The sequence below is a fragment of the Mesorhizobium abyssinicae genome (assembly GCF_049887195.1).
GTDB lineage: Bacteria > Pseudomonadota > Alphaproteobacteria > Rhizobiales > Rhizobiaceae > Mesorhizobium > Mesorhizobium abyssinicae.
In genome coordinates this window covers 38,609-62,216 of the sequence record NZ_JARAKC010000007.1, presented here as the reverse complement: position 1 = coordinate 62,216, position 23,608 = coordinate 38,609, and the positions used below count along the sequence as shown (strand labels likewise).

At 63.9% G+C, this 23,608-nt stretch carries 22 protein-coding genes, 1 other RNA gene and 1 pseudogene; 18 read left to right on the top strand and 6 right to left on the bottom strand.

Translation table 11 applies throughout. The annotated features are described in order from the left end of the window. Positions 1 to 6: 6 nt before the first annotated feature. The 3 genes from PU724_RS17060 to PU724_RS17050 all read left to right on the top strand — a co-directional run bounded on the left by PU724_RS17060 (position 7) and on the right by PU724_RS17050 (position 3,377). Positions 7 to 942: a dihydrodipicolinate synthase family protein gene (locus PU724_RS17060; protein WP_127282954.1), complete on the top strand. Its 936-nt coding sequence runs from the start codon at positions 7 to 9 to the stop codon at positions 940 to 942. Between the two features lie 12 nt (positions 943 to 954). Then, a complete protein-coding gene (locus PU724_RS17055; RefSeq protein WP_354423044.1) occupies positions 955 to 2,271 on the top strand; it encodes an NAD(P)/FAD-dependent oxidoreductase in 1,317 nt (438 codons plus the stop codon). Positions 2,272 to 2,375: 104 nt separating this feature from the next. Next, entirely contained in the window at positions 2,376 to 3,377 is a 1,002-nt protein-coding gene (locus tag PU724_RS17050) for a 4-hydroxyproline epimerase (protein ID WP_292105674.1), read from the top strand. 110 nt (positions 3,378 to 3,487) lie between these two features. Here the strand turns inward: PU724_RS17050 and PU724_RS17045 are convergent, their stop codons facing one another. Beyond that, a complete protein-coding gene (locus PU724_RS17045) occupies positions 3,488 to 4,375 on the bottom strand; it encodes a LysR substrate-binding domain-containing protein (RefSeq protein ID WP_354423041.1) in 888 nt (295 codons plus the stop codon). Between the two features lie 175 nt (positions 4,376 to 4,550). Between PU724_RS17045 and PU724_RS17040 the strand changes: the two genes are divergently transcribed. From PU724_RS17040 to PU724_RS16995, 10 genes and pseudogenes are all read left to right on the top strand, one after another. Beyond that, on the top strand, positions 4,551 to 4,937 hold the full coding sequence (locus tag PU724_RS17040) for an ectoine synthase (RefSeq protein ID WP_354423039.1): 387 nt from the start codon (positions 4,551 to 4,553) through the stop codon (positions 4,935 to 4,937). A 417-nt stretch (positions 4,938 to 5,354) separates the two neighbouring features. After that, complete coding sequence (locus PU724_RS17035) at positions 5,355 to 6,257, top strand: branched-chain amino acid ABC transporter permease (RefSeq protein WP_127282959.1); 903 nt, start codon at positions 5,355 to 5,357, stop codon at positions 6,255 to 6,257. Between the two features lie 4 nt (positions 6,258 to 6,261). Beyond that, on the top strand, positions 6,262 to 7,686 hold the full coding sequence (gene livM, locus PU724_RS17030) for a high-affinity branched-chain amino acid ABC transporter permease LivM (protein ID WP_127309970.1): 1,425 nt from the start codon (positions 6,262 to 6,264) through the stop codon (positions 7,684 to 7,686). Continuing rightward, positions 7,686 to 8,813 (top strand): annotated as a pseudogene (locus PU724_RS17025) (ABC transporter ATP-binding protein); the annotation flags it as partial. The gene livM and the pseudogene PU724_RS17025, both read left to right, overlap by 1 nt. Positions 8,814 to 8,824: 11 nt before the next feature. Continuing rightward, entirely contained in the window at positions 8,825 to 9,553 is a 729-nt protein-coding gene (locus PU724_RS17020) for an ABC transporter ATP-binding protein (protein WP_128272213.1), read from the top strand. 112 nt (positions 9,554 to 9,665) lie between these two features. Next, positions 9,666 to 10,013, top strand: coding sequence for a DUF6867 family protein (locus PU724_RS17015; RefSeq protein ID WP_127282963.1), 348 nt, complete (start codon positions 9,666 to 9,668; stop codon positions 10,011 to 10,013). A gap of 137 nt (positions 10,014 to 10,150) precedes the next feature. Continuing rightward, the gene (locus PU724_RS17010; RefSeq protein WP_127282964.1) at positions 10,151 to 11,269 is read left to right on the top strand and encodes a branched-chain amino acid ABC transporter substrate-binding protein; all 1,119 of its coding nucleotides are present in this window, start codon (positions 10,151 to 10,153) and stop codon (positions 11,267 to 11,269) included. 189 nt (positions 11,270 to 11,458) lie between these two features. Continuing rightward, the gene (pyc, locus tag PU724_RS17005; RefSeq protein ID WP_354423037.1) at positions 11,459 to 14,917 is read left to right on the top strand and encodes a pyruvate carboxylase; all 3,459 of its coding nucleotides are present in this window, start codon (positions 11,459 to 11,461) and stop codon (positions 14,915 to 14,917) included. A gap of 272 nt (positions 14,918 to 15,189) precedes the next feature. Next, entirely contained in the window at positions 15,190 to 15,450 is a 261-nt protein-coding gene (locus tag PU724_RS17000) for a DUF2312 domain-containing protein (RefSeq protein WP_127282966.1), read from the top strand. 316 nt (positions 15,451 to 15,766) lie between these two features. After that, the gene (locus PU724_RS16995) at positions 15,767 to 16,213 is read left to right on the top strand and encodes a hypothetical protein (RefSeq protein WP_354423035.1); all 447 of its coding nucleotides are present in this window, start codon (positions 15,767 to 15,769) and stop codon (positions 16,211 to 16,213) included. A gap of 37 nt (positions 16,214 to 16,250) precedes the next feature. Here the strand turns inward: PU724_RS16995 and PU724_RS16990 are convergent, their stop codons facing one another. Next, positions 16,251 to 16,760: an arsenate reductase ArsC gene (locus tag PU724_RS16990; RefSeq protein WP_127282968.1), complete on the bottom strand. Its 510-nt coding sequence runs from the start codon at positions 16,758 to 16,760 to the stop codon at positions 16,251 to 16,253. A 184-nt stretch (positions 16,761 to 16,944) separates the two neighbouring features. Between PU724_RS16990 and PU724_RS16985 the strand changes: the two genes are divergently transcribed. Further along, complete coding sequence (locus PU724_RS16985; RefSeq protein WP_354423033.1) at positions 16,945 to 17,289, top strand: hypothetical protein; 345 nt, start codon at positions 16,945 to 16,947, stop codon at positions 17,287 to 17,289. A 157-nt stretch (positions 17,290 to 17,446) separates the two neighbouring features. Here PU724_RS16985 and msrB read toward each other — a convergent pair whose 3' ends face one another. The 4 genes from msrB to PU724_RS16965 form a co-directional block, all read right to left on the bottom strand. Then, positions 17,447 to 17,851, bottom strand: coding sequence for a peptide-methionine (R)-S-oxide reductase MsrB (gene msrB / locus PU724_RS16980; RefSeq protein ID WP_127391014.1), 405 nt, complete (start codon positions 17,849 to 17,851; stop codon positions 17,447 to 17,449). Between the two features lie 352 nt (positions 17,852 to 18,203). Next, positions 18,204 to 19,394 (bottom strand): vWA domain-containing protein, encoded by a 1,191-nt coding sequence (locus PU724_RS16975; protein ID WP_354423031.1) that lies wholly within the window; start codon positions 19,392 to 19,394, stop codon positions 18,204 to 18,206. An 8-nt stretch (positions 19,395 to 19,402) separates the two neighbouring features. After that, on the bottom strand, positions 19,403 to 19,849 hold the full coding sequence (locus PU724_RS16970) for a GNAT family N-acetyltransferase (protein ID WP_354423029.1): 447 nt from the start codon (positions 19,847 to 19,849) through the stop codon (positions 19,403 to 19,405). 91 nt (positions 19,850 to 19,940) lie between these two features. Then, positions 19,941 to 20,780: an AAA family ATPase gene (locus PU724_RS16965; RefSeq protein WP_128272225.1), complete on the bottom strand. Its 840-nt coding sequence runs from the start codon at positions 20,778 to 20,780 to the stop codon at positions 19,941 to 19,943. A gap of 163 nt (positions 20,781 to 20,943) precedes the next feature. On the opposite strand from PU724_RS16965, the gene ssrS reads away from it, so the two are divergent. The 4 genes from ssrS (at position 20,944) to PU724_RS16945 (ending at position 23,522) form a co-directional block, all read left to right on the top strand. After that, a non-coding RNA gene (gene ssrS, locus PU724_RS16960) (6S RNA) lies at positions 20,944 to 21,099 on the top strand. Positions 21,100 to 21,193: 94 nt separating this feature from the next. Then, positions 21,194 to 21,781 (top strand): 5-formyltetrahydrofolate cyclo-ligase, encoded by a 588-nt coding sequence (locus tag PU724_RS16955; RefSeq protein WP_354423027.1) that lies wholly within the window; start codon positions 21,194 to 21,196, stop codon positions 21,779 to 21,781. Positions 21,782 to 21,858: 77 nt separating this feature from the next. Next, positions 21,859 to 22,683, top strand: a complete 825-nt coding sequence (locus PU724_RS16950; protein ID WP_292105686.1) for a TIGR00282 family metallophosphoesterase — start codon at positions 21,859 to 21,861, stop codon at positions 22,681 to 22,683. A 71-nt stretch (positions 22,684 to 22,754) separates the two neighbouring features. Continuing rightward, positions 22,755 to 23,522, top strand: coding sequence for a TerC family protein (locus PU724_RS16945; RefSeq protein WP_127282975.1), 768 nt, complete (start codon positions 22,755 to 22,757; stop codon positions 23,520 to 23,522). Positions 23,523 to 23,608 lie beyond the last annotated feature (86 nt).

The window sequence follows — 23,608 nt, the reverse complement described above, 5'->3', positions numbered from 1 at the left end:
GATGCCATGTGGACTGGAGTTTTCCCCGCCGTCACGACCAAATTCACCGAGGACGACCGTCTCGATCATGCCGAGATGGAGCGCTGCTTTTCGCTGCAGATGGAGGCCGGCTGCGACGGCATCATCGTCTGCGGCTCGCTCGGCGAAGGGCCAATGCTGTCGCATGACGAGAAGATCGAGGTGCTGAAGACGGCGCAGCAGGTCGCCGGAGGCAAGCCGGTGCTGCTCACTGTGAACGAGCCCGGCACCCGCGAGGCGGCAAGCATCGCGCGTCGCGCCGCGCAGGCCGGAGCCAGCGGGCTGATGGTGGTGCCCAGCCCGATCTACCATACCGACCCGGCAGAGACGGCCGCCGCCCTGCGCGCCGTGGCCGAGGCCGGCGACCTGCCGGTCATGATCTATTCGAACAGGCTGGCGTACCGCGTCGACGTCACCGTCGACCTGATGGAGGAGCTGGCGTCCGACGCGCGCTTCGTCGCCATCAAGGAATCCTCCGACGACATCCGCCGCTCGACCGAGATCATCAACCGGTTCGGCGACCGCTACGACCTGTTCACCGGCGTCGACAATCTTGCCTTCGAGGCACTGTCGGTCGGCGCCATCGGCTGGGTGGCGGGGCTGGTCACCGCCTTCCCGCGCGAGACGGTGGCGATCTACCAGCTGATGAAGCAGGGCCGGCGCGAGGAGGCGCTGACGATCTATCGCTGGTTCCGGCCATTGCTCGACCTCGACGTCTCGACCTATCTGGTCCAAAACATCAAGCTTGCTGAAGTGCTGGCGATCAATACCAATGATCGCGTTCGCATGCCGCGCCGGCCGCTGTCGGGCGAGCGCCGCAAGGCGGTGGAAAAGATCGTCATGGATGCGCTGGCTGTGCGGCCGAAACTGCCGGCGCTGCAGGCGTCTCCTCGATCGGCGGACAAGCTGGTGGCAGCCGAATAGGGGTAGCATCGCGTGCAGGAAAATTCCGATGAGACCGAGGAGGGGCGCCGCCCCTCATCCGCCCTTCGGGCACCTTTTCCCCGTGAACGGGGAGAAGGGGAAGACATCGCCATCATCGGCGGCGGCATCATCGGCATCTGCGCCGCCACCTACCTGACCGAGGCCGGGCGAAACGTCACGATCTTCGATCGCACGGGCATCTGCGAGGAAACGAGCTCGGGCAACGCCGCCGCCTTCGCCTTCACCGACGTGCTGCCGCTGGCGCATAAGGGCATGATGCGGCAATTGCCGAAATGGCTTGCCGATCCGCTCGGCCCGCTCACCATTCCGCCCGCCTATCTGCCGAAGCTGCTGCCCTGGCTGATCCGCTTTTGGCGCGCCGGGCGCGGCGACCGCTACGAGACCAGCCTTGCCGCACAGGCCGCGATGATGAGGCTTGCCGAAGCGGAGTGGATGGGCCTGCTCGACCGCTCCGGGACGAGGCCGATGCTGCGCGAGGACGGCTCGCTCGAACTCTACGAGAGCGAGGCCGAGTTCCGCGCCTCGCTTTCCGACTGGGGGGCACGTGAGCGCTACGGCATCGGCTTCAACCATGTCGAGGGCACGGAGATGGCTGCCCTGCAGCCGGGGCTTTCGCCGCGCTTCATCAAAGCCACCTTCGTGCCGGGCTGGAAAACGGTCGCCGACCCCAAGCTGCTCGGCAAGGCGGTCTGGGCCCACGCCGAACGGCTCGGCGCCCGCTTCGAGCACGCGCGAGTCGCGCGGATCGAGGCCGGCGCGGATGGAGCGACGATCATGCTTGCCGACGGCTCGACCCGGAAGGCGAACCAGCTCGTCATCGCCGCTGGCGCATGGTCGCATCTTCTGGCCAGGGACCTCGGCGAGCGCATCCCGCTGGAGACCGAGCGCGGCTACAACACCACGCTGCCTAAGGCCGCGTTCGATGTCAGGCGGCAGCTGATCTTCTCCGGGCACGGCTTCGTCATCACGCCGCTGGAAACCGGCCTGCGCGTCGGCGGCGCCGTCGAACTCGGCGGCATCGAGCGCCCGCCTAATTTCGCGCGGTCGAAGGCCATGCTGGAAAAGGCCGGGCGCTTCCTGCCGGGGCTCGATCCGTCGGGCGGGCGCGAATGGATGGGCTATCGCCCGTCGCTGCCGGATTCGCTGCCGGTCATCGGCCGGGCGCGCGCGCCGAACACTTTCTATGCTTTCGGCCACGGCCATCTCGGCCTGACCCAGGCAGCGGCAACCGGGCGCTTGATCCGCGATCTCGTTCTCGGGCAGACTCCGCCCGTCGATCTCACCCCCTTCAGTCCGCAGCGGTTCTGACCGGTCTCTCTTGTCTTGACGCAATTGCGGACGGAAGGTTACGGCCAAGGCGCCGAACTTAACCGCTTCACACTTTTCCTGAAATTGCTTTAGGAAGCATCATCATGGCCAAGAAAACCTTCTCCTGCATCGACGGCCACACTTGCGGCAATCCGGTCAGGCTGGTCGCCGGCGGCGGGCCGCTGCTCGAGGGCAAGACGATGATGGAGCGGCGTGCGCATTTCCTCGCCGAGTACGACTGGATCCGCACCGGGCTGATGTTCGAGCCGCGCGGCCATGACGTGATGTCGGGCTCCATCCTCTATCCGCCGACGCGCGAGGACTGCGACATCGCCATCCTGTTCATCGAGACGTCGGGCTGCCTGCCGATGTGCGGCCACGGCACCATCGGCACGGTGACGATGGCGATCGAGCATGGGCTGGTGCAGCCGAAGACGCCGGGGATCTTGCGGCTCGACACGCCGGCCGGCCTGGTCATCGCCGAATACAAGCAGGTCGGCGAGTATGTGGAGGAGGTGCGCATCACCAACGTGCCCTCCTTCCTCTATGCCGAGGGGCTGACGGTCGAGTGTCCCGGCCTCGGCGAGATCAGCGTCGATGTCGCCTATGGCGGCAATTTCTACGCCATCGTCGAGCCGCAGGCGAACTATCGCGACATGGCCGACCATTCGGCCGGCGACCTCATCGCCTGGAGCCCGGTGGTGCGGCAGCGGCTGAACGAGAAGTACTCGTTCGTGCATCCGGAGAACCCCGGCATCAACCGGCTGTCGCACATGTTGTGGACCGGCAAGCCGACCAATCCGGAAGCCGATGCGCGCAATGCCGTTTTCTACGGCGACAAGGCGATAGACCGCTCGCCTTGCGGCACCGGCACCTCGGCGCGCATGGCGCAGTTGCACGCCAAGGGCAAGCTCAAGGCCGGCGACAGCTTCGTCCACGAATCGATCATCGGTTCGCTGTTCAAGGGCAGGGTCGAAAAGGAGGTCGTCGTCGCGGACAAGCCGGCGATCGTCCCCTCGATCGGCGGCTGGGCGCGGATGACCGGGTTGAACACCATCTTCATCGACGACCGCGATCCGTTCGCGCACGGGTTCGTCGTCACCTAGGGCAATTCCAGGAAAAGTGTGTAGCGGTTAAGTTCGGCGCCTTCGCCGTAACCTTCCGTCCGGAAATGCGTAAAAAACAAATAAGGCGACGCCGTCGCTGCTCGAGGGCGTCAGGCTTCCTCGCCGTTCGTCGAGACCTGATCGCGGAACCAGTCGGCGAAGGTGATTTCGGCGGCCGAGGGTTGCGCCGACATGGTCAGATAGTAGCCCTTGTCCGTGTCGGTCGCGATGTCGGAGACGACGACGAGATCGCCGCGCCGCAGCTCCTCGCGAAAAACCTCGATCGGGCAAAGGGCGACGCCGTGACCGGCGATGACGGCCGTCGCCAGTATGTTGAAATCGGCAAAGACAGGCCCGGTGCCCACGTCGGCCCCGGCCATGCCGGCTTGCGAGAACCACTCGCGCCAGCCCTGACGCGTCTCGTCATGCAAAAGGTCCGCCGCGGCAATCTCGGCCGGCGACCCGAGCCGGCCCTTGCGCGCCAGATAGTGCGGGCTGCAGGCGGGCCGGCTCATGCGGGAAAAGAGCTTGAGGCTGGTGGCGTTGGGGGACGGATCCGCGCCGAGCGTGATGAGGACGTCGTTGTCATCGTCCTTAAGCCGGTCCTCGGCTTTCGCGTAGGCGACGCGGATGGCGATCTCCGGGTGGCGTTCGGTGAAGTCCGGCAAGCGCGGCACCAGCCATCGGCTGGCGATGGATGGAATGCAGCCCACCGACAGCGATGCTACGGCCCCGTTCCTGCGGATGCGCCGGCAGGCGGCGGCAAGGTCGGAGAGGGCCGCGTTCGCCGAGACCTGCAGGGTCAGGCCGGCATCGGTCAGGCGGACCTTGCGGGCATCCCGGTGGAACAGTGGCACGCCCAACCATTCCTCCAGCCGCCTGATCTGATGGCTGACCGCCGGATGGGTGACATGCAGTTCCTCGCCGGCGGCCGAGAAGCTGAGATGGCGCGCGGCGGCCTCGAAAGCGCGGATGGCGTTCAGCGGCAGATAGTCCATCTGTAAATTTTTCTAATGTGTTCAACGAAAAACGGTCATTTGAAACCCGCCTCGGGTCGCGACATGCTGAAGGCAGCTTCGAATGTTGATCCAGAAAATAGCAGCCAAAACAGAGCGAAGCCAGATCATTCCGTCGTCGTGGTCGTCCCACGCCCCTTTCATAGAGAGAGATACCATGTTCACCAGGCAACTGGCCGATGTAGAAAAAACTGACTTCTTCGTCGACTGGGGCAACGGCACCAGCCACCGGCTGCTGACCCGGCGAGACGGCATGGGGTTCACCGTCTGTCATACCGTCGTGCGGGCAGGGAGCGAGTCGCGCCTGCAATACCGGCGGCATCTCGAGGCCTGCTATTGCATCTCGGGCCAGGGCGAAGTCGAGGATATGTCGGGCGCGATCCATCGCATCGAGCCCGGGACCATCTATGTGCTTGACGCGCATGACGATCATTACCTGCGCGCCGATGCCGCCGGCGACATGGTGCTGGTCAGCGTCTTCAACCCGCCGCTGAGCGGCACCGAGCGGCACAGTCTGAGCGGAGAAGGCGGCTCCGCCTACTGAAACTTCATCCCCGCAAGCAACCCCATCGAGCAGGCCGGCGCTCGCCCACGGCCGCGCCGTCACACGAATGTCATATGTGAAAGAATCCCGACCTGGCGAAAGGCGAAGGAGCGCGAGACGGGCGACCTTCGCCGACGCAAGGAATCGCTCCATCACCTAATCTTGACGGCGATTTCTTCGAAACGAAGCGCATCATACGGCCGAATCGTCAAAGACATTGCGTTATGCCAATGATAGGGTCCGCGATAGTCCAGGGGTCGGACGGCGCAAAACGGACAATCGGACGGCGTGCTTCCAAAACACGCGAGGCGATTGAAAAATCACGTTGCAATCCGGGCTCGAAACTTTACGACTAGGGGAAATACGAAAAGGAGTGCGACCCGAAAGCGGGCGACATTCCAGGGGAGCCACGGCAGTATGCAGTACTTCGTCCAGCAGCTTATCAACGGGCTGACGCTGGGATCGATCTATGGCCTGATCGCGATCGGCTACACGATGGTCTACGGCATCATCGGCATGATCAATTTCGCCCATGGCGACATCTTCATGGTCGGGGCCTTCACCGCCCTCATCGTCTTCCTCATCCTCGGCGCCCTGTTCTATTCGGTGCCGGTCGTCATCGCGCTCTTGATCATGATGATCGTGGCGATGCTTCTGACCAGCCTCTACAACTGGACGATCGAGAAGGTGGCCTACCGGCCACTGCGCGGTTCGTTCCGGCTGGCGCCACTGATCACCGCCATCGGCATGTCGATCGCGCTGTCCAATTTCGTCCAGGTTACGCAGGGTCCGCGCAACAAGCCGATCCCGCCGCTGGTGTCCAAGGTCTACAGCTTCGACGGCATCAGCGTGTCGCTGAAGCAGATCATCATCGTGGTGGTCACCGTGGTGCTGCTGGCGCTGTTCTGGTACCTGGTCAACAGGACGGCGCTCGGCCGGGCGCAGCGCGCCTGCGAGCAGGACCGCAAGATGGCCGCGCTGCTCGGCATCGACGTCGACCGCACCATTTCGATCACCTTCATCATGGGCGCTGCGCTGGCCGCCGTCGCCGGCACGCTGTTCCTGATGTATTACGGCGTGGTGGTGTTCTCGGACGGCTTCGTGCCCGGCGTGAAGGCCTTCACCGCCGCGGTGCTCGGCGGCATCGGCTCGCTGCCCGGCGCCGTGCTCGGCGGCCTCTTGATCGGCTTCATCGAGAGCATGTGGTCGGCCTATTTCTCCATCGACTACAAGGACGTCGCCGCCTTCTCGATCCTGGCGATCGTCTTGATCTTCCTGCCTTCCGGCATTCTGGGCCGGCCTGAAGTCGAAAAGGTCTGAGCTCATGGCCGTTACCGTGTCCCCGGAGAGCGATACCGTCGCCACTCCCATCCAGCGCGCTTTCCGCGAGGCGCTCTATGCCGGCGCCGTCTCGCTCGGCCTGTTCGTACTGTTCATCGGTCTGAGGACCGACCAGAACATCTCCAACGAACTGATCCTGGTGCAGCGCTGGGGCCTGCTTGCCCTGGTGGTGATCCTCACCGCCGTCGGGCGCTTCCTCTATGTCGGCTTCGGGCAGCCGGCGCTGGAGCGCGCCAAGGCGCAGAAGGCTGCGGCGCCCGCCGTCGCGGCTGAACCCAGCTTCGTGCGCCGCAACTTCAACAAGATCGGCATCGCCGTGCTGTTCCTGTACCCGATCGCGATGGTCCTGCTGTTCGGCTTCCAGGGCTCGCTGAAATGGGTCGATAATTTCGGCATCCAGATCCTGATCTACGTGATGCTTGCCTGGGGGCTGAACATCGTCATCGGGCTGGCCGGCCTGCTCGACCTCGGCTACGTCGCCTTCTACGCGGTCGGCGCCTATGCCTACGCGCTGCTCGGCACGCATTTCGGCCTGTCGTTCTGGATCCTGCTGCCGGCCGCCGGCTGCATGGCCGCCTTCTGGGGCGTCATGCTCGGCTTCCCGGTGCTGCGGCTGCGCGGCGACTATCTGGCCATCGTGACGCTTGCCTTCGGCGAGATCATCCGCCTGGTGCTGATCAACTGGCGCGAGGTGACCAACGGCTCGGCCGGCATTTCCGGCATTCCGAAAGTCTCCTTCTTCGGCCTGATATCGTTCAACGTCTCGGACCCGAACTACATCTCCAAGGTGCTGGGCATCGCCCAGTCGGGCGCCTACTACAAGATCTTCCTCTACTATCTCATCCTGCTGCTTTGCCTGCTCACCGCCTTCGTCACCATCAGGCTGCGCCGGCTGCCGGTCGGCCGGGCCTGGGAAGCGTTGCGCGAGGACGAGATCGCCTGCCGCTCGCTCGGCATCAACACCACCACCACCAAGCTGACGGCGTTCGCCACCGGCGCCATGTTCGGCGGCTTCGCCGGGTCGTTCTTCGCTGCCCGCCAGGGCTTCGTCAGTCCGGAGTCCTTCGTCTTCCTGGAATCGGCGATCATCCTTGCCATCGTGGTGCTGGGAGGCATGGGCTCGCTGGGAGGCATCGCGGTCGCGGCGGCGGTGATGATTGGCGGCACCGAGATCCTGCGCGAGCTGGACTTCCTCAAGACCGGCCTGAGATGGGGCGACACAACCCTCATTCCCGGCTTCGGTCCCGACTTCACGCCGGAACTCTACCGTATGCTTTTGTTCGGCGTGGCGATGGTCGTCGTCATGCTATGGAAGCCGCGCGGCTTCGTCGGCAGTCGCGAGCCGACAGCCTTCCTGAAGGAGCGAAGAGCGGTCTCAGGCTCCTTCACCAAGGAGGGTCACGGCTGATGAACGCGACCCCTTCCTCGAGCGACTTCATCCTGCAGGTCGAGCACCTGTCCATGAAGTTCGGCGGCCTCATCGCCATCGGCGACCTGTCCTTCCAGGCCAGGCGCGGCGAGATCACCGCGCTGATCGGCCCCAACGGCGCCGGCAAGACCACCGTGTTCAACTGCATTACCGGCTTCTACAAGCCGTCGGAAGGCATGATCACGCTCAACCGGAAAGACGGTTCGAGCTATCTGCTCGAGCGCCTGCCCAACCATGAGATCCCGGCGCGCGCCAAGGTGGCGCGCACCTTCCAGAACATCCGCCTGTTCTCGGGCATGACGCTGCTCGAGAACCTTCTGGTCGCCCAGCACAACAAGCTGATGAAGGCATCCGGCTACACGTTCCTCGGCCTGTTCGGCTTCTCGAGCTACCGGCAGGCCTCGGCCGAATCGATCGAGCTTGCCAAGCACTGGCTGGAGAAGGCCAACCTGGTCGATCGCGCCGACGATCCGGCGGGCGACCTGCCCTATGGCGCGCAGCGGCGGCTGGAGATCGCGCGCGCCATGTGCACGGGCCCCGAGCTTCTGTGCCTCGACGAGCCGGCCGCCGGCCTCAATCCGAAGGAATCGGCGGCCCTCAACGAGCTGCTGAACGACATCAAGGACAACACCGGCACCTCGATCCTGCTCATCGAGCACGACATGTCGGTGGTGATGCAGATTTCCGACCATGTCGTCGTGCTCGAATACGGCCGCAAGATCTCCGACGGCAGTCCGCAGTCGGTCAGGACCGATCCACGCGTCATTGCCGCCTATCTCGGCGTCGACGACGAGGAGGTCGAGACGGTGCTGACCGAGGTCGGCGACGAGGCCGTGATCGAGCAGCTCGACACCGGCCCCGATTCCGCGCACGGGCCAGGAAGCTCGGCTTCGATGATGGCGGGCCCGGTTTCCGATTCTGTCGAACATGCGGACCAGGGCGAGCGGGTCACGGTGTCGAGGGGCGCCTCGAAGGCAGCTCAGGTCGATGCGCGCGCGCGCGCCGCCGTTGCGAGCAAACCTGTGAAGCCCGTTGCCGCCGCGAAGCCCGCTTCGCCGGCCCCGGCCAAGCCGACCGGAAAATCCCCGACACCCAAGCCGCGTGGAGGGCGCAAGTAATGGCCGGCACAACGCTGCTCGATATCAAGGGCGTCCAGACCTACTACGGCAACATCCGGGCGCTGAATGGCGTCGACGTCACCGTCAACCAGGGCGAGATCGTGGCGCTGATCGGCGCCAACGGCGCCGGCAAGTCGACGCTGATGATGACCATCTTCGGCGCGCCGCGCGCCCGCGCGGGCACCATCACCTTCGCCGGCACCGACATCACACAGTTGCCGACGCACGAAATCGCCCGAATGCGCATCGCCCAGTCGCCGGAAGGTCGCCGCATCTTCCCGCGCATGACGGTGATGGAAAACCTGCAGATGGGCGCCAGCCTCGACAACCTCAAATACTATGACGAGGACGTCGAGAAGGTGTTCACGCTGTTCCCGCGGCTCAAAGAGCGCATCGGCCAGCGCGGCGGCACGCTGTCGGGCGGCGAGCAGCAGATGCTGTCGATCGGACGCGCGCTGATGGCGCGGCCGAAGCTGCTCCTGCTCGACGAGCCGTCGCTGGGCCTGGCGCCGCTGATCGTCAAGCAGATCTTCGACGCCATCCGCGAGCTGAACCGCACGCAAGGGCTGACCGTGTTCCTGGTCGAGCAGAACGCCTTCGGCGCGCTGAAGCTCGCCAATCGCGGCTATGTCATGGTCAACGGCAATGTGACGATGAGCGGTTCCGGCAAGGAACTGCTCGCCAATCCGGAAGTGCGCGCCGCCTATCTCGAAGGCGGCCACCACTGAGATTGGAGCGGAATATGTGCATCCGGTATTCCGCTCCACCTTGTTTGTTTGTCGCATGATCGTTGTCCGAAAAGTCTGCACCTTTTCGGGATCGTGCTAGGGAGACTTCATCATGCAGGGCATTCTCTACGAGGAACCCTCGATCTTCCAGTTCCTGTTCGTCACCTGCCTGCTCGGCGGCTGGGCCGCCTGGATGACAGGCAAGGCCAGCGCGCAGACATGGCGCAGCTTCTTCCAGCTGTTCCTCTACATGCTCGGGCTCGGCATCGGCATCCGGTTCATCCATCATGCGCTGTTCGACGGCACGATGTTCTCGCTGCATTACTATATCGTCGACACCATCGTGCTGATCATACTGGGCTTCCTTGGCTATCAATACACGCGCACCAACCAGATGGTGACACAGTATAATTGGCTCTACGAAAGAGCCTCGCTTTTGAGCTGGAAGCCGAAAGGCTGACGTTCATGATTAACGCCGTCTCGGGGATGAAACGGCGTGACAAGTGCCTGAAAATCGGCAAACTATGCTTTCTGCGATAAGGGTGGGCATCGCATGAAAGTATCATCCACGCCCACTCCGTAAATGGGAGCGTTTATATGAAAAAGTCACTCTTGTCCGCCGTGGCTCTGACCGCGCTTGTCGCGTTCAGCGGCAGCGCGTGGGCTGACATCCTGATCGGCGTCGCCGGTCCGATCACCGGCCCGAACGCCGCCTTTGGCGCGCAGCTGCAGAAGGGCGCCGAGCAGGCCGCCGCCGACATCAATGCTGCAGGCGGCATCAACGGCCAGCAGATCAAGCTCGAGATCGGCGACGACGTGTCGGATCCGAAGCAGGGCATCTCGGTCGCCAACAAGTTCGTCGCCGACGGCGTCAAGTATGTTGTCGGTCACTTCAACTCGGGCGTCACCATCCCGGCCTCGGAAGTCTATGCCGAGAACGGCATCCTGGTGATCACGCCTTCGGCCACCAACCCGCAGCTGACCGAGCGCGGCCTGTGGAACACGTTCCGCACCTGCGGACGCGACGACCAGCAGGGCAAGGTCGCCGGCGACTATCTCGCCAAGAACTTCAAGGACGCCAAGATCGCCGTCATCCACGACAAGACGCCTTACGGCCAGGGCCTCGCAGACGAAACCAAGAAGGCGCTGAACGGCAATGGCGTCACCGAAGCCCTCTATGAAGGCATCAATGTCGGCGACAAGGACTTCTCGGCCCTCATCGCCAAGATGAAGGAAGCCGGCGTCTCCGTCGTGTACTATGGCGGCCTGCACACCGAAGCCGGCCTGATCATGCGCCAGCTGGCCGACCAGGGCCTCAAGGCCCAGTTCATGTCGGGCGATGGCATCGTCTCGAACGAACTGGCCTCGATCGCCGGCGACGCCGTCAACGGCACGCTGATGACGTTCGCTCCGGATCCGCGCAAGAACCCGAACGCCAAGGAACTCGTCGAGAAGTTCCGCGCCGCCGGTTTCGAGCCGGAAGCCTACACGCTCTACTCCTATGCCGCCCTGCAGATCGTCGCCGCTGCCGCCGCCAAGGTCGGTTCCGCTGACGACGCGCAGAAGGTTGCGGACGAGATCAAGAAGAGCGGCCCGTGGAAGACCGCCATCGGCGACATCGGCTATGACGCCAAGGGCGACATCACCCGCCCTGACTACGTGCTGTACACCTGGAAGAAGGGTGACGACGGCAAGTACACCTACTTCGAGCAATAAGCCGGCAAAACGGCCTCAATTGCGAATGCCCGGCGCTACGCGCCGGGCATTTTCTTTTTGTTCGAACAAGGTTGGCGCGAACGAACTATTTAAATCGGTTTAGGTGTCGCGCGAATCCGTTTGCACTGCAGCATTTTCACGCTAATCATTGCTCCAGCCCCCATCCTCCCAGCCTTTGGAGCCCTGTCCTTGGCCATCACGAAGATCCTCGTCGCCAACCGATCCGAAATCGCCATCCGCGTCTTTCGCGCGGCCAACGAGCTCGGCCTCAAAACCGTGGCGATCTGGGCCGAGGAGGACAAGTACTCGCTGCACCGCTTCAAGGCTGATGAAAGCTACCAGGTCGGGCGCGGACCGCATCTTGCCAAGGACATGGGGCCGATCGAAAGCTACCTGTCGATCGACGAGGTGATCCGCGTCGCCAGGCTGTCGGGAGCCGACGCCATCCACCCGGGCTATGGCCTGCTTTCGGAAAGCCCGGAATTCGCGGAGGCTTGCGCCGCCGCCGGCATCACCTTCATCGGCCCGAAGCCGGAGACGATGCGCCGGCTCGGCAACAAGGTCGCGGCGCGCAATCTGGCGATCGAGGTCGGCGTGCCCGTCGTGCCTGCCACCGATCCGCTACCGGACGACATGGAAGCGGTGAAGAAGCTTGCCGAGAAAATCGGCTATCCGGTGATGCTCAAGGCCTCGTGGGGCGGCGGCGGCCGCGGCATGCGCGCCATCCGCGCCGAAGCCGACCTTGCCCGCGAGGTGATGGAAGGCAAGCGCGAGGCCAAGGCCGCCTTCGGCAAGGACGAGGTCTATCTCGAGAAGCTGATCGAACGCGCCCGCCATGTCGAGGTGCAGGTTCTCGGCGACACCCATGGCAATGCCGTGCATCTGTTCGAGCGCGACTGCTCGATCCAGCGCCGCAACCAGAAGGTCGTCGAGCGGGCGCCGGCGCCTTATCTGAGCGAAGCGCTGCGCCAGGAGCTGTGCGGGTACGCGCTGAGGATCGCCAACGAGACCAGCTATATCGGCGCCGGCACGGTCGAGTTCCTGCAGGACGCCGATACCGGCAAATTCTACTTCATCGAAGTCAATCCGCGCATCCAGGTCGAGCACACCGTCACCGAGATGGTGACCGGCATCGATATCGTCAAAGCGCAGATCCACATCCTCGACGGCTTCGCCATCGGCACGCCGGACTCGGGCGTGCCGGCGCAGAAGGACATCAGGCTGAACGGCCACGCGCTGCAGTGCCGCATCACCACCGAGGATCCGGAGCACAATTTCATCCCGGACTATGGCCGCATCACCGCCTATCGCGGCGCCACCGGCTTCGGCATTCGGCTTGACGGCGGCACCGCCTATTCGGGCGCGGTCATCACCCGCTTCTACGATCCGCTGCTGGAGAAGGTGACGGCGTGGGCGCCGACGCCAGCCGAGACGATCGCCCGCATGAACCGCGCCCTGCGCGAGTTCCGCATTCGCGGCGTGGCGACCAACCTCACCTTCCTCGAGGCGATCATCAATCACCCGAGCTTCGCCGACAATTCCTATACGACGAAGTTCATCGACACGACGCCGGAGCTGTTCCAGCAGGTGAAGCGGCAGGACCGCGCCACCAAGCTGCTCAACTACCTTGCCGATGTCAGCGTCAACGGCCATCCGGAAACGCGCGGCCGGCCGATGCCCAAGGCCGATGCGGCGGCACCGGTGGTGCCCTATCTCAACGGCAAGGTGCCGGACGGCAGCAAGCAGCAGCTCGATGCGCTCGGCCCGGACAAATTCGCCGCCTGGATGCGCGCCCAGACCCAGGTGCTGGTCACCGACACGACGATGCGCGACGGCCACCAGTCGCTGCTCGCCACCCGCATGCGCACGCATGACATTGCCGGGATCGCCGGCACCTATGCGCAGGCGCTGCCGCAATTGCTGTCGCTGGAATGCTGGGGCGGCGCCACTTTCGACGTCGCCATGCGCTTCCTCACCGAGGATCCGTGGGAGCGGCTGGGCAAAGTGCGGGAAGCCGCGCCGAACCTGTTGCTGCAGATGCTTTTGCGCGGCGCCAACGGCGTCGGCTACACCAACTATCCGGACAATGTCGTGCAGCATTTCGTCAAGCAGGCAGCTGCCGGCGGCGTCGACCTGTTCCGCGTCTTCGACTGCCTGAACTGGGTCGAGAACATGCGCGTCGCGATGGACGCGGTCGGCGTCGAGGGCAAGCTGATCGAAGCGGCGATGTGCTACACCGGCGACATCCTCGATCCGGCAAGGGCCAAATACGACCTCAAATACTATGTCGGGCTGGCGAAGGAACTCGAGGCCGCCGGGGCCCACATCATCGCCGTCAAGGACATGGCCGGGCTCTTGAAGCCGTCGGCGGCGCGCGTGCTGTTCAAGGCCTTGCGCGAGGCGACCGACCTGCCGATCCATTTCCACACGCACGATACGTCGGGCCTGTCGGCGGCCACCGTGCTGGCGGCGGTCGAGACCGGCGTCGATGCCGTCGATGCGGCGATGGATTCCTTCTCGGGCAACACCTCGCAACCCTGCCTCGGCTCGATCGTCGAGGCGCTGAAGGGCACCGAGCGCGATCCCGGCCTCGATCCGCAATGGATCCGCAAGATCTCGTTCTACTGGGAAGCGGTGCGCAACCAGTACGCGGCCTTCGAAAGCGATCTGAAGGGGCCGGCCTCGGAAGTCTACCTGCACGAAATGCCCGGCGGGCAGTTCACCAACCTCAAGGAACAGGCGCGCTCGCTTGGCCTCGAAACGCGCTGGCACGAGGTGGCGCAGGCCTATCACGACGTCAACCTGATGTTCGGCGACATCGTCAAGGTGACGCCGTCGTCCAAGGTCGTCGGCGACATGGCGCTGATGATGGTGAGCCAGGACCTCACCGTCGCCGATGTCGAAAACCCGGCGCGTGACATCGCCTTCCCGGATTCGGTGGTCTCGATGCTGCGCGGCGATCTCGGCCAGTCGCCCGGCGGCTGGCCGCCGGCGCTGCAAAAGAAGGCGCTGAAGGGCGACAAGCCGATCACGGTGCGGCCAGGCTCGCTGCTTAAAGCGGCCGACCTCAAGGCCAGCCGCAAGGACATCGAGGGAAAGCTTGAGCGCAGGCTCAGCGAGTATGAATTCGCCTCCTGGCTGATGTACCCGAAGGTGTTCACCGACTTCGCCGCCGCGCAAGAAACCTATGGGCCGGTCAGCGTCTTGCCGACGCCGACCTATTTCTACGGCATGAAGTCGGAAGACGAGATCTTCGTCGACATCGAGAAGGGCAAGACGCTGGTGGTGCGCTGCCTTGCCATCGGCGACGTCGACGAGAAGGGCATGGTCACCGTGTTCTTCGAGCTCAACGGCCAGCCGCGGCGCGTCAAGGTGCCGGACCGCGCGCATGGCGCGTCAGCCGCCAAGGCGCGGCGCAAGGCGGAGCCCGGGAACGAGGCGCATGTCGGCGCGCCGATGCCGGGCGTGGTCTCGGCACTTGCCGTTGCCGCCGGCCAGGCGGTCAAGGCCGGCGACGTGCTGCTTTCGATCGAGGCGATGAAGATGGAGACGGCGCTGCATGCCGAGCGCGACGGGGTGGTCGCCGAAGTGCTGGTCAAGGCCGGCGACCAGATCGATGCCAAGGATTTGCTGATCGCATTCAGCTAAGGTGTGTTGCATTCAGGTGAAGCCGGCCTGCGAATGGCGGCTTCCTGCGCTTCCGGTGCTCACGTACTTTAAGTGCGCTCCGCGCCGGTTCTCGGAAGCCACCATTCTCGACTCGGCCTGACCTGAATCTCAACGCACCTTGGGGCGTGCCTAACCGTTCATGCCGCACCGATAATGTCTTGACCCGCCGCGCCTGCTCGGGCATCGAACCCGCTCCAATTTGCCGGCCGGCCTTCGCGAGTCGCCGGTAGCCAAACGACGCGGAGAGAAAAATGGCCGACGATATCACCGAGACCAGCCAGACTGTTGCCGCCGGCCAGCTGCGCGCCTTCATCGAGCGCATCGAGCGGCTCGAGGAAGAGAAGAAGACGATTTCCGACGACATCAAGGACGTGTTCGCCGAGGCCAAGGGCACCGGCTTCGACACCAAGGCGATGCGCAGCATCATCCGGCTGCGCAAGAAGGACCAGGCGGAGCGCCAGGAGGAGGAGTCCATTCTCGACCTCTACAAAGCCGCCCTCGGCATGGTCTGAGAACGCGGTCCGGTCCGCTTTCGCAATTCTTTCGGATTGACGCGGGCGAGGCATCTGGAGCCTCGCCCCGTAGCTTCCTCGCTTTAGCCTGGAGGCATTGCCGCGCGCGATAGCCGGCGGAGCGGCCTCGACTACATTCACCACGACATGATTGACCCGGCCGCCCTTGGCGACCGGGATGTATCAGTTGTGCTCCGGCCGGCTGCTGTGCTGTAAGACAGGCTCTATACCTTTGCATAGACGCAATTCCGGACGGAAACCGTTTCACACTTTTCCTGGAATTGCTCCTTGGGCAGGCTGCTGCGAGCATCAGACCATGAGCGAATTCGACTTTGGCGGCGGCCGCGCCTCGGAGTTCCGCCAGCGCGGCTTCTGGACCCTGTTCGCGGAGCGGCACCCTGACGAAAGGGCCTCGCTGGCGCGCCGCGGGCCCTGGTTCTGGCAGCGCGGGCTGCCGGATTTCGCACTGGTCCTTTCCATGTATGTCGCGCCGGCGCAGAACCACGTCGGCGTCTTCTTCGGCCGCAATGAAAAGTTCGGCGCCACCGAATCGTGGTCGCGGCTGAAGCCGTTTCAGCCGGCGATCGAGGGCAGGCTGAAACTCAGGCCCGAACAGAGTTGCGAGGGCCTCGGCATCAATTCGATGTGGCGGGTGAATTGCTACGCCGAGGACAACTGGCCGGCAATGGCCGACTGGCTGGTGACGGAATGCTCGCGCTTCGAGCAGGCCGTCGTCGTGGTTTTGGGGGAAGCCCGGCCCTAGGCCCGACGGTCGTTTGCTCTCCCAACCTGCCTGCTTCTCAGTTTGGCCCGGCCTCGTCGCGGCCGATTTCGTCCAGATGCTGCTGCAGCGCCAATTTGTCGAGCGAGCCCATCGGCAGGTTGGTGAACACCGCGACGCGGTTGCTCAGCATGCGATAAGCTTCGGCGAAGGCGAGATGCTGTTCGGCCTCCGTGCCGGATGCCTTGGCGGGGTCCGGGACCGCCCAAAGCGCGGTCATCGGATGGCCGGGCCAGATCGGACAGCTTTCATTCGCCGTGTTGTCGCAGACGGTGAAGACGAAGTTCATCTCCGGCGCGTCAGGTCCGGAAAACTCCTCCCAGCTTTTCGACCGGGCGAAAGACGTGTCGTATTTCAGGCTTTCCAGCAGCTGCAGCGCATAGGGGTTGACGGCTCCTTTCGGCTGCGAGCCGGCAGAATAGGCTTTGAAACGACCGGCGCCGACCCGGTTCAGGATGGCCTCCCCCATGATCGACCGGGCCGAGTTCGCATTGCAGAGAAAAAGTACATTGTAGACATGATCGCTCATTTTGAACTCCTCCATGCTGGCGCTGCAAAATGACTGGCTGGCAATGCGGAACACAGGTTTCCGGCCCGCTTGAGCATTGATGCCAGATTTCCGTGTCATATTCGCGTCACGTGTCGCGGGGGCTTGCTTTGACGGCAGGCTCCGGCATTTTCGAAGCGGCATGATCGCAAGCGGGGCCCAACCGATGGACGATTCGCATCCTGCCGGCAGGGTGTCCAGCAAGCTCGTTGGCCTGGCCGGCTTCTTCCGCTCGCGCTGGCGGGGCCGGGTGCCGCTCGACCGGCTGTTCTGGCGCGACATGGCCTTTGTCGGTACGGCCATCAACATCGCATCGTCGGTGCCGGCGCTGATCCTGCTCGGGCTGAAGCTGCCGCTCTGGCTGGTCCTGACCGTGCATTTCGCGCCGGTGCCCTACAATCTCTTCCTGACCTTCGCCGTCTGGCGAACCGCGGAAAAGTCAGGCGGTGGCAAGGCCTCGCTGATGATGCTGGGCTCGGCGCTGTGGCTGATCGCGACAGTCGTGGCTTGAAACGAAAAAGGGCGGCCGGAGCCGCCCTTTGCAGACGATGAGGTTGCGACGGCCGTTAGTGCGGTTCAGCGTTTCATGAGATCGCTGACCCGCCCTAACTATTTGTTTTAACGCAATTCCGGACGGAAAACCGCTGCGCACTTTTCCTGGAATTGCTCTAGGCGGCCGGCTCGAATTTCAGCGCCACGCCGTTGATGCAGTAGCGCAGGCCGGTCGGCGGCGGGCCGTCCTCGAAGACATGGCCGAGATGGCTGCCGCAGCGGGCGCAGTGGCATTCGGTCCGCACCATGCCGTAGCTGCGGTCGACCGTGGTCTCGACCGAGCCCGGCACCGGGTCGTTGAAGCTAGGCCAACCGGTGCCGCTCTCGAATTTCAGCTTGGATTCGAACAGCGGCTGGTCGCAGCCGACGCAGGAAAACGTGCCGGCGCGCTTCTCGTAAAGCAGGGCGCAACTGCCGGGCCGCTCGGTGCCATGATTGCGCATCACGGCATATTGCTCGGGCGTCAGCCGGGCGCGCCATTCGGCATCGGTACGGGTGACGGGATAGGCGTGGGTGTCCATGAAAATCTCCTCGGCCTTGGCGGCTCGTTGTTGGTTGGCGCCTCATATTCGCACCAAGATAGGTGTTTGTTACACCACTGACCAGCGCAGGGACTGACAAGGCAATCGCCGCTGGCTTCGAATTGGCCTCTCCTTATTGTCGTCGGCGCCGCCCCTCACCTGCCTGCCGGCATCCTCTCCCCGTATCGTGACGGGGAGAGGGGCGCTCTCATTGATGGTTTCGCCAATCGCCAACGTCGCAGGAAGAAGTGTTGAGCTTGCGGCCGGCCCCCTTCGCCCCGTCACTATACGGGGAGAAGGTGCCGGCAGGCGGATGAGGGGCGGCGCCGACTTTCGCGAATTACCGTCACACTCAATGCTTCCGTGAAAGCTGCCTGGTCGCGGCTTCCAGGCCGGCAAGCGTCAGCGGAAACATGCGGCCGCCGAAGATGTCGCGGATCATCCCGATAGAATGGGTGTAGCCCCAGTTCTTCTGGCTCTCCGGATTCAGCCATATCGCATTCGGCCATTGCTGCAGCAGGCGGCCGAGCCAGACGTTGCCGGCCTCCGGGTTCCAGTGCTCCACCGAGCCGCCGGGATGCGCCAGCTCGTACGGGCTCATCGAGGCATCGCCGACGACGATCACCTTGTAGTCAGTGCCGTATTTGTGGATGAGGTCGAAGGTCGGGATCGTCTCGGCCAGACGGCGGCGATTGTCCTTCCAGACGCGCTCGTAGGGGCAGTTGTGGAAGTAGAAATATTCGAGCTGTCGGAATTCGGCGCGGGCGGCGGAGAACAGCTCCTCGACGCCTCTGATATGATCGTCCATGGAACCGCCGACATCGAAGAACATCAAAAGCTTGACCGCGTTGCGCCGCTCCGGCCGCGTCTTGACGTCGAGATAGCCGTGCTCGGCGGTGGCGTGAATGGTGCCGGGCAGATCGAACTCCTCCTCGGCGCCTTCGCGTACCCACCGGCGCAGCCGCTTCAGCGCCACCTTGATGTTGCGCGTGCCGAGTTCGACGCCGTCGTCGAAATTCCTGAATTCGCGCTTGTCCCAGACTTTTACCGCGCGGCGGTGGCGGCTTTCGTACTGGCCGATGCGCACCCCTTCGGGATTGTAGCCATAGGCGCCGAAGGGCGAGGTGCCGCCGGTGCCGATCCATTTCGAGCCGCCCTGGTGGCGGCCCTTCTGCTCCTCCAGCCGCTGCTTCAGCGTCTCCATCAGCTTCTCGAAGCCGCCCAGAGCCTCGACCAGCCTTTTCTCCTCCTCGGTCAGGTGCTTCTCGGCGAGCCGGCGCAGCCATTCCTCGGGGATGTTGGCGGCCTCGACGGCGTCCGGCCCGCCAAGCGCCTCGACGCCCTTGAAGACATGCGCGAACACCTGGTCGAAGCGGTCGATATGGCGCTCGTCCTTCACCAGGGCCGCGCGGGCGAGGTAATAAAAACCCTCGACATCATAGTCGACCAGCCCGGCTTCCAGCCCCTCCAGCAGCGACAGATATTCCCTGAGCGAAACGGGAACCCGCGCGGCTTTCAATTCGAGAAAGAAGGGGAGGAACATGCGGCCATCTATAGCAGATCGTATTCGATGAAGCCCGTCCGCCGTGCAACATGGTCGTAGAGCCGGCGCGCGGTGGCGTTGGTCTCATGCGTCATCCAGTAGACATTCTTCACCCCGATCTTGCCGGCCTCGTCCTGCACCGCCTTGATCAACGCAGCGCCCACGCCCTTGCCGCGCACGCCCGGGTCAGCGAACAGGTCCTGCAGGTAGCAGTTGTTGACCAGCGACCAGCAGGAGCGGTGGTAGATATAGTGGGTGAGACCCACCGCCTTGCCGTCCAGCGTGGCGATAAAACCTTTCGGCTCGAACTCGCCTTCCGTGAACAGCCGCTTCCAGGTCAGGGCGTAGACCTCGTCCGGCAGCTCGGTCTCGTAGAAAGTGAGGTAGGCCGTCCACAGGCGCCGCCAGTCGGCATGATCTGACTGCGCGAGCGGGCGAATGGTGATCTCGGTCATTTCGTTTCCTCCGAACTTTTCCGATACGACGCTGCCTCGGAGGCCGGTTGACGGCAAAGGTCCACAGCCGGGGAAAGCGCTGTTGCTGGGCCTAGCCCTGCCGTCTCGCCATGAAGGCCAGGCGCTCGAACAGATGCACGTCCTGTTCGTTCTTCAACAGCGCGCCGTGCAGCTTCGGCAGCATGTTCTTGGGGTCGGCGCGCAGGTCTTCCGGCGCGATGTCGTCGGCGACCAGCAGGCGGATCCAGTCGAGCGCCTCGGAGGTCGACGGCTTCTTCTTCAGGCCCGGCACGTCGCGGATCTCGTAGAACTGCGTGAGTGCCGCCCGCACCAGGTTCTGCTTGATGCCGGGATAGTGGACGTCGACGATGCGGTGCAGCGTCTCGATGTCGGGGAAGCGGATATAGTGGAAGAAGCAGCGGCGCAGGAAGGCGTCCGGCAGTTCCTTCTCGTTGTTGGAGGTGATGATGACGATCGGCCTCAGCGCCGCGTGGATCGTCTCGCCGGTCTCGTAGACGAAGAATTCCATGCGGTCGAGTTCCTGCAGGAGGTCGTTGGGAAACTCGATGTCGGCCTTGTCGATCTCGTCGATCAGAAGCACCACCTTCTTCGGCGCGGCAAAGGCGTCCCATAGCTTGCCGCGCTTGATGTAGTTCCTGATATCGCTAAAGCGGTCGTCGCCGAGCTGGCTGTCGCGTAGCCGCGAAACGGCGTCATACTCGTAGAGACCCTGCTGCGCCTTGGTGGTCGACTTGACATTCCATTCGATGAAATCCAGCCCGAGCGCTGACGCCACCTGGCGGGCAAGCTCGGTCTTGCCGGTGCCGGGCTCGCCCTTGACCAGCAAGGGCCGCTCGAGCGCGATCGCCGCGTTGACAGCAACCATCAGATCCTTGTCGGCAACATAGGCCGCGGTGCCTTCGAAACGCATTTTTTCTCCTGGCCGTTTTGCGGCGACCGTAAGGAGGCGAACTCGGCGGCGCAAGAGCGGGGCAGGGGACGCTTCGTTCGGCGGTCCCCCGAAGCGGCGAATAACGTCGGTGCGGCCAGCCGTTTCTCTGGCGCTCGGGCAGCCATCGGCCTATATTGGTCTCGGCGGTCTGCGCTTCCCGGCAGGTGAAACTTATCCCCGGGGCCTTATCGATCCTTAGGGAGCTGTCCCTGGGAAGACCCGTGGGTTTTCTCACACGGCGCCCACCTACTTTGTAGGCACCCGGGATCGACCTCTCCACCGGTTGTGTGGATCGTCACCTGACGGCAAAGAATCCACTCCCCGTGGATGATGTGTCAGAAAACGTCGCTCCTAAAACTCCCTCCAGATCTGACCTTTTCTAGCGTCCGCGCATGACATCTGCCAAAGACCTGAAAAAACATCTGCGCAAGGAAGCGCTGGCGCGCCGCGATGCGCTCGACGAATTCTGGCGCGTGGAGATCGCGCTCGAGATGGCCGAGACGGCGCGCGACCAGATCGCCGTAGAGCCGGGGCAGATCATCTCCGGCTTCTGGCCGATGCGCTCCGAGGTCGACGTGCGGCCGCTGATGTTTGCGCTTCGCGAAAAGGGCGCCAGGCTCTGCCTGCCTGCCATCCTCGACAAGAGCACGATCGTCTTTCGCGAGTTGGTGCGCGGCGCGCCGATGGTCGAGATGGGCTTCGGCACGGTCGGACCGCATGAGGAGGCGGCGGTGCTCGATCCGTCCGTCATGCTGGTGCCGCTCGCCGCCTTCGACGCGCGCGGCCATCGCATCGGCTACGGCGCCGGCTACTACGACCGTGCCATCGGCAAGCTGGCTGACAAGGGGCTGACGCCGAGGCTGATCGGCATCGCCTTCGACTGCCAGGAGGTGGCACAGGTCCCCGATGAGAACCACGACGTCATCATTCCGGAAATACTGACAGAGAGCGGGTTGCGCCGGTTCACGCCGGAATTGTAGAAAAGCGTTTGAGAACGCATGATCTTTTGCGGAAAGTCATGCAGCTTTTGCTTGGCGGACTTTCGGCACGGGATCATATGAGACTTCTTTTCCTCGGCGACATGGTCGGAAAAACTGGACGCGCGGCGGTGTGGGAGCAACTGCCGGGCCTGATCTCCGACTTCAAGCTCGACTTCGTCATCGTCAATGGCGAGAACGCCGCCGGCGGCTTCGGCATCACCGAGGAGATTTTTCGCGAGACGCTCGCCGCCGGCGCCGACGTCGTCACCACCGGCAACCACGTCTGGGACCAGCGCGACGCGCTGGTCTTCGCGCCGCGCGAGGAGCGCTTCCTGCGTCCGTCCAATTTCCCCAAGGGCACGCCGGGGCGCGGCTCCGGCGTCTACATCGCCCGGAACGGCGCGCGCGTGCTGGTCGCCAACATCATGGGGCGGGTCTTCATGCATCCCGAGCTCGACGATCCGTTCCAGGCCGGCGAGCGCGAACTCGCCGCCTGCCCTCTCGGCGAGCAGGCTGATGCCGTCGTCATCGATTTCCACGCCGAGGCAACGTCGGAAAAGATGTGCTTCGCGCATTTCGTCGACGGCCGCGCCAGCCTGGTCGTCGGCACCCATACCCACCAGCCGACCGCCGACCACCAGATCCTCAACGGCGGCACCGCCTACCTGTCGGATGCCGGCATGTGCGGCGACTACGATTCCTCGCTCGGCATGGACAAGGAGGAGCCGCTCAACCGCTTCCTGTCGAAAGTGCCGAAAGGCCGCTTCGAGGCGGCGAGCGGGCCGGCGACGCTGTGTGGCGTCGGCGTCGACATCTCCGACCGCACCGGGCTGGCCGAGAAGATCGCGCCGTTTCGTCGCGGGCCGCGGCTCGAGGAAACCGCACCGTCCTTCTGGTCGTGACATTGATATGAGCGGCGTCAGTACCTAACTGGCGGCGACACCTGCTTCAGATCGTAGAGGGGACGACCTCCATGCAGCTCATCGAATTCCTGGCGCCGCACTTTGCCTTCGTCTCCGACCCGACCGCCTGGGTGGCGCTCCTGACGCTGGTGGTGCTGGAGGTCGTGCTCGGCATCGACAATCTGATCTTCATCTCGATCCTGACCAACAAATTGCCCGAGGCGCAAAGGGCGCGCGCGCGCCGGCTCGGCATTTCGGCGGCGCTGATCATGCGGCTGGTGCTGCTCGCCACCATCTCGATCATCGTCCAGCTGACGACGCCGGTGTTCACCGCGCTCGGCCACGGCTTCTCCTGGCGCGACCTGATCCTGATCGCCGGCGGCCTGTTCCTGGTCTGGAAGGCGACCAAGGAAATCCACCACACGGTCGATCCCGAGGATCACAAGGACACGATGCTCGGCGAGACGCTGCAGATCTCGCTCGCCGGCGCGATTTTCCAGATCCTTTTGCTCGACCTCGTCTTCTCGATCGATTCGATCATCACCGCCGTCGGCATGACCGACGAGATCGCCATCATGTACATCGCCGTCATCGTGGCGGTGAGCGTGATGATGCTGGCGGCCGGGCCGCTTGCCGACTTCATCGCCAAGAACCCCAGCATCGTCATGCTGGCGCTGGGCTTCCTTTTGATGATCGGCATGACGCTGATAGCCGACGGCATGGGCTACCACGTGCCGAAGGGCTACATCTACGCGGCGATGGGCTTTTCGGCGCTGGTCGAGGGGCTCAACATGCTGGCGCGGCGGCGCAAGAAGGCAAGGTCCGGCGAAGGGCATTGAAGCGAAGCACGTTTCTTCGTCAACTCCGAGGCCTGCGGCAGTGCCTTGCGCATCCGCTGTCACGCGCGGCTGGACGAATTGAGCCG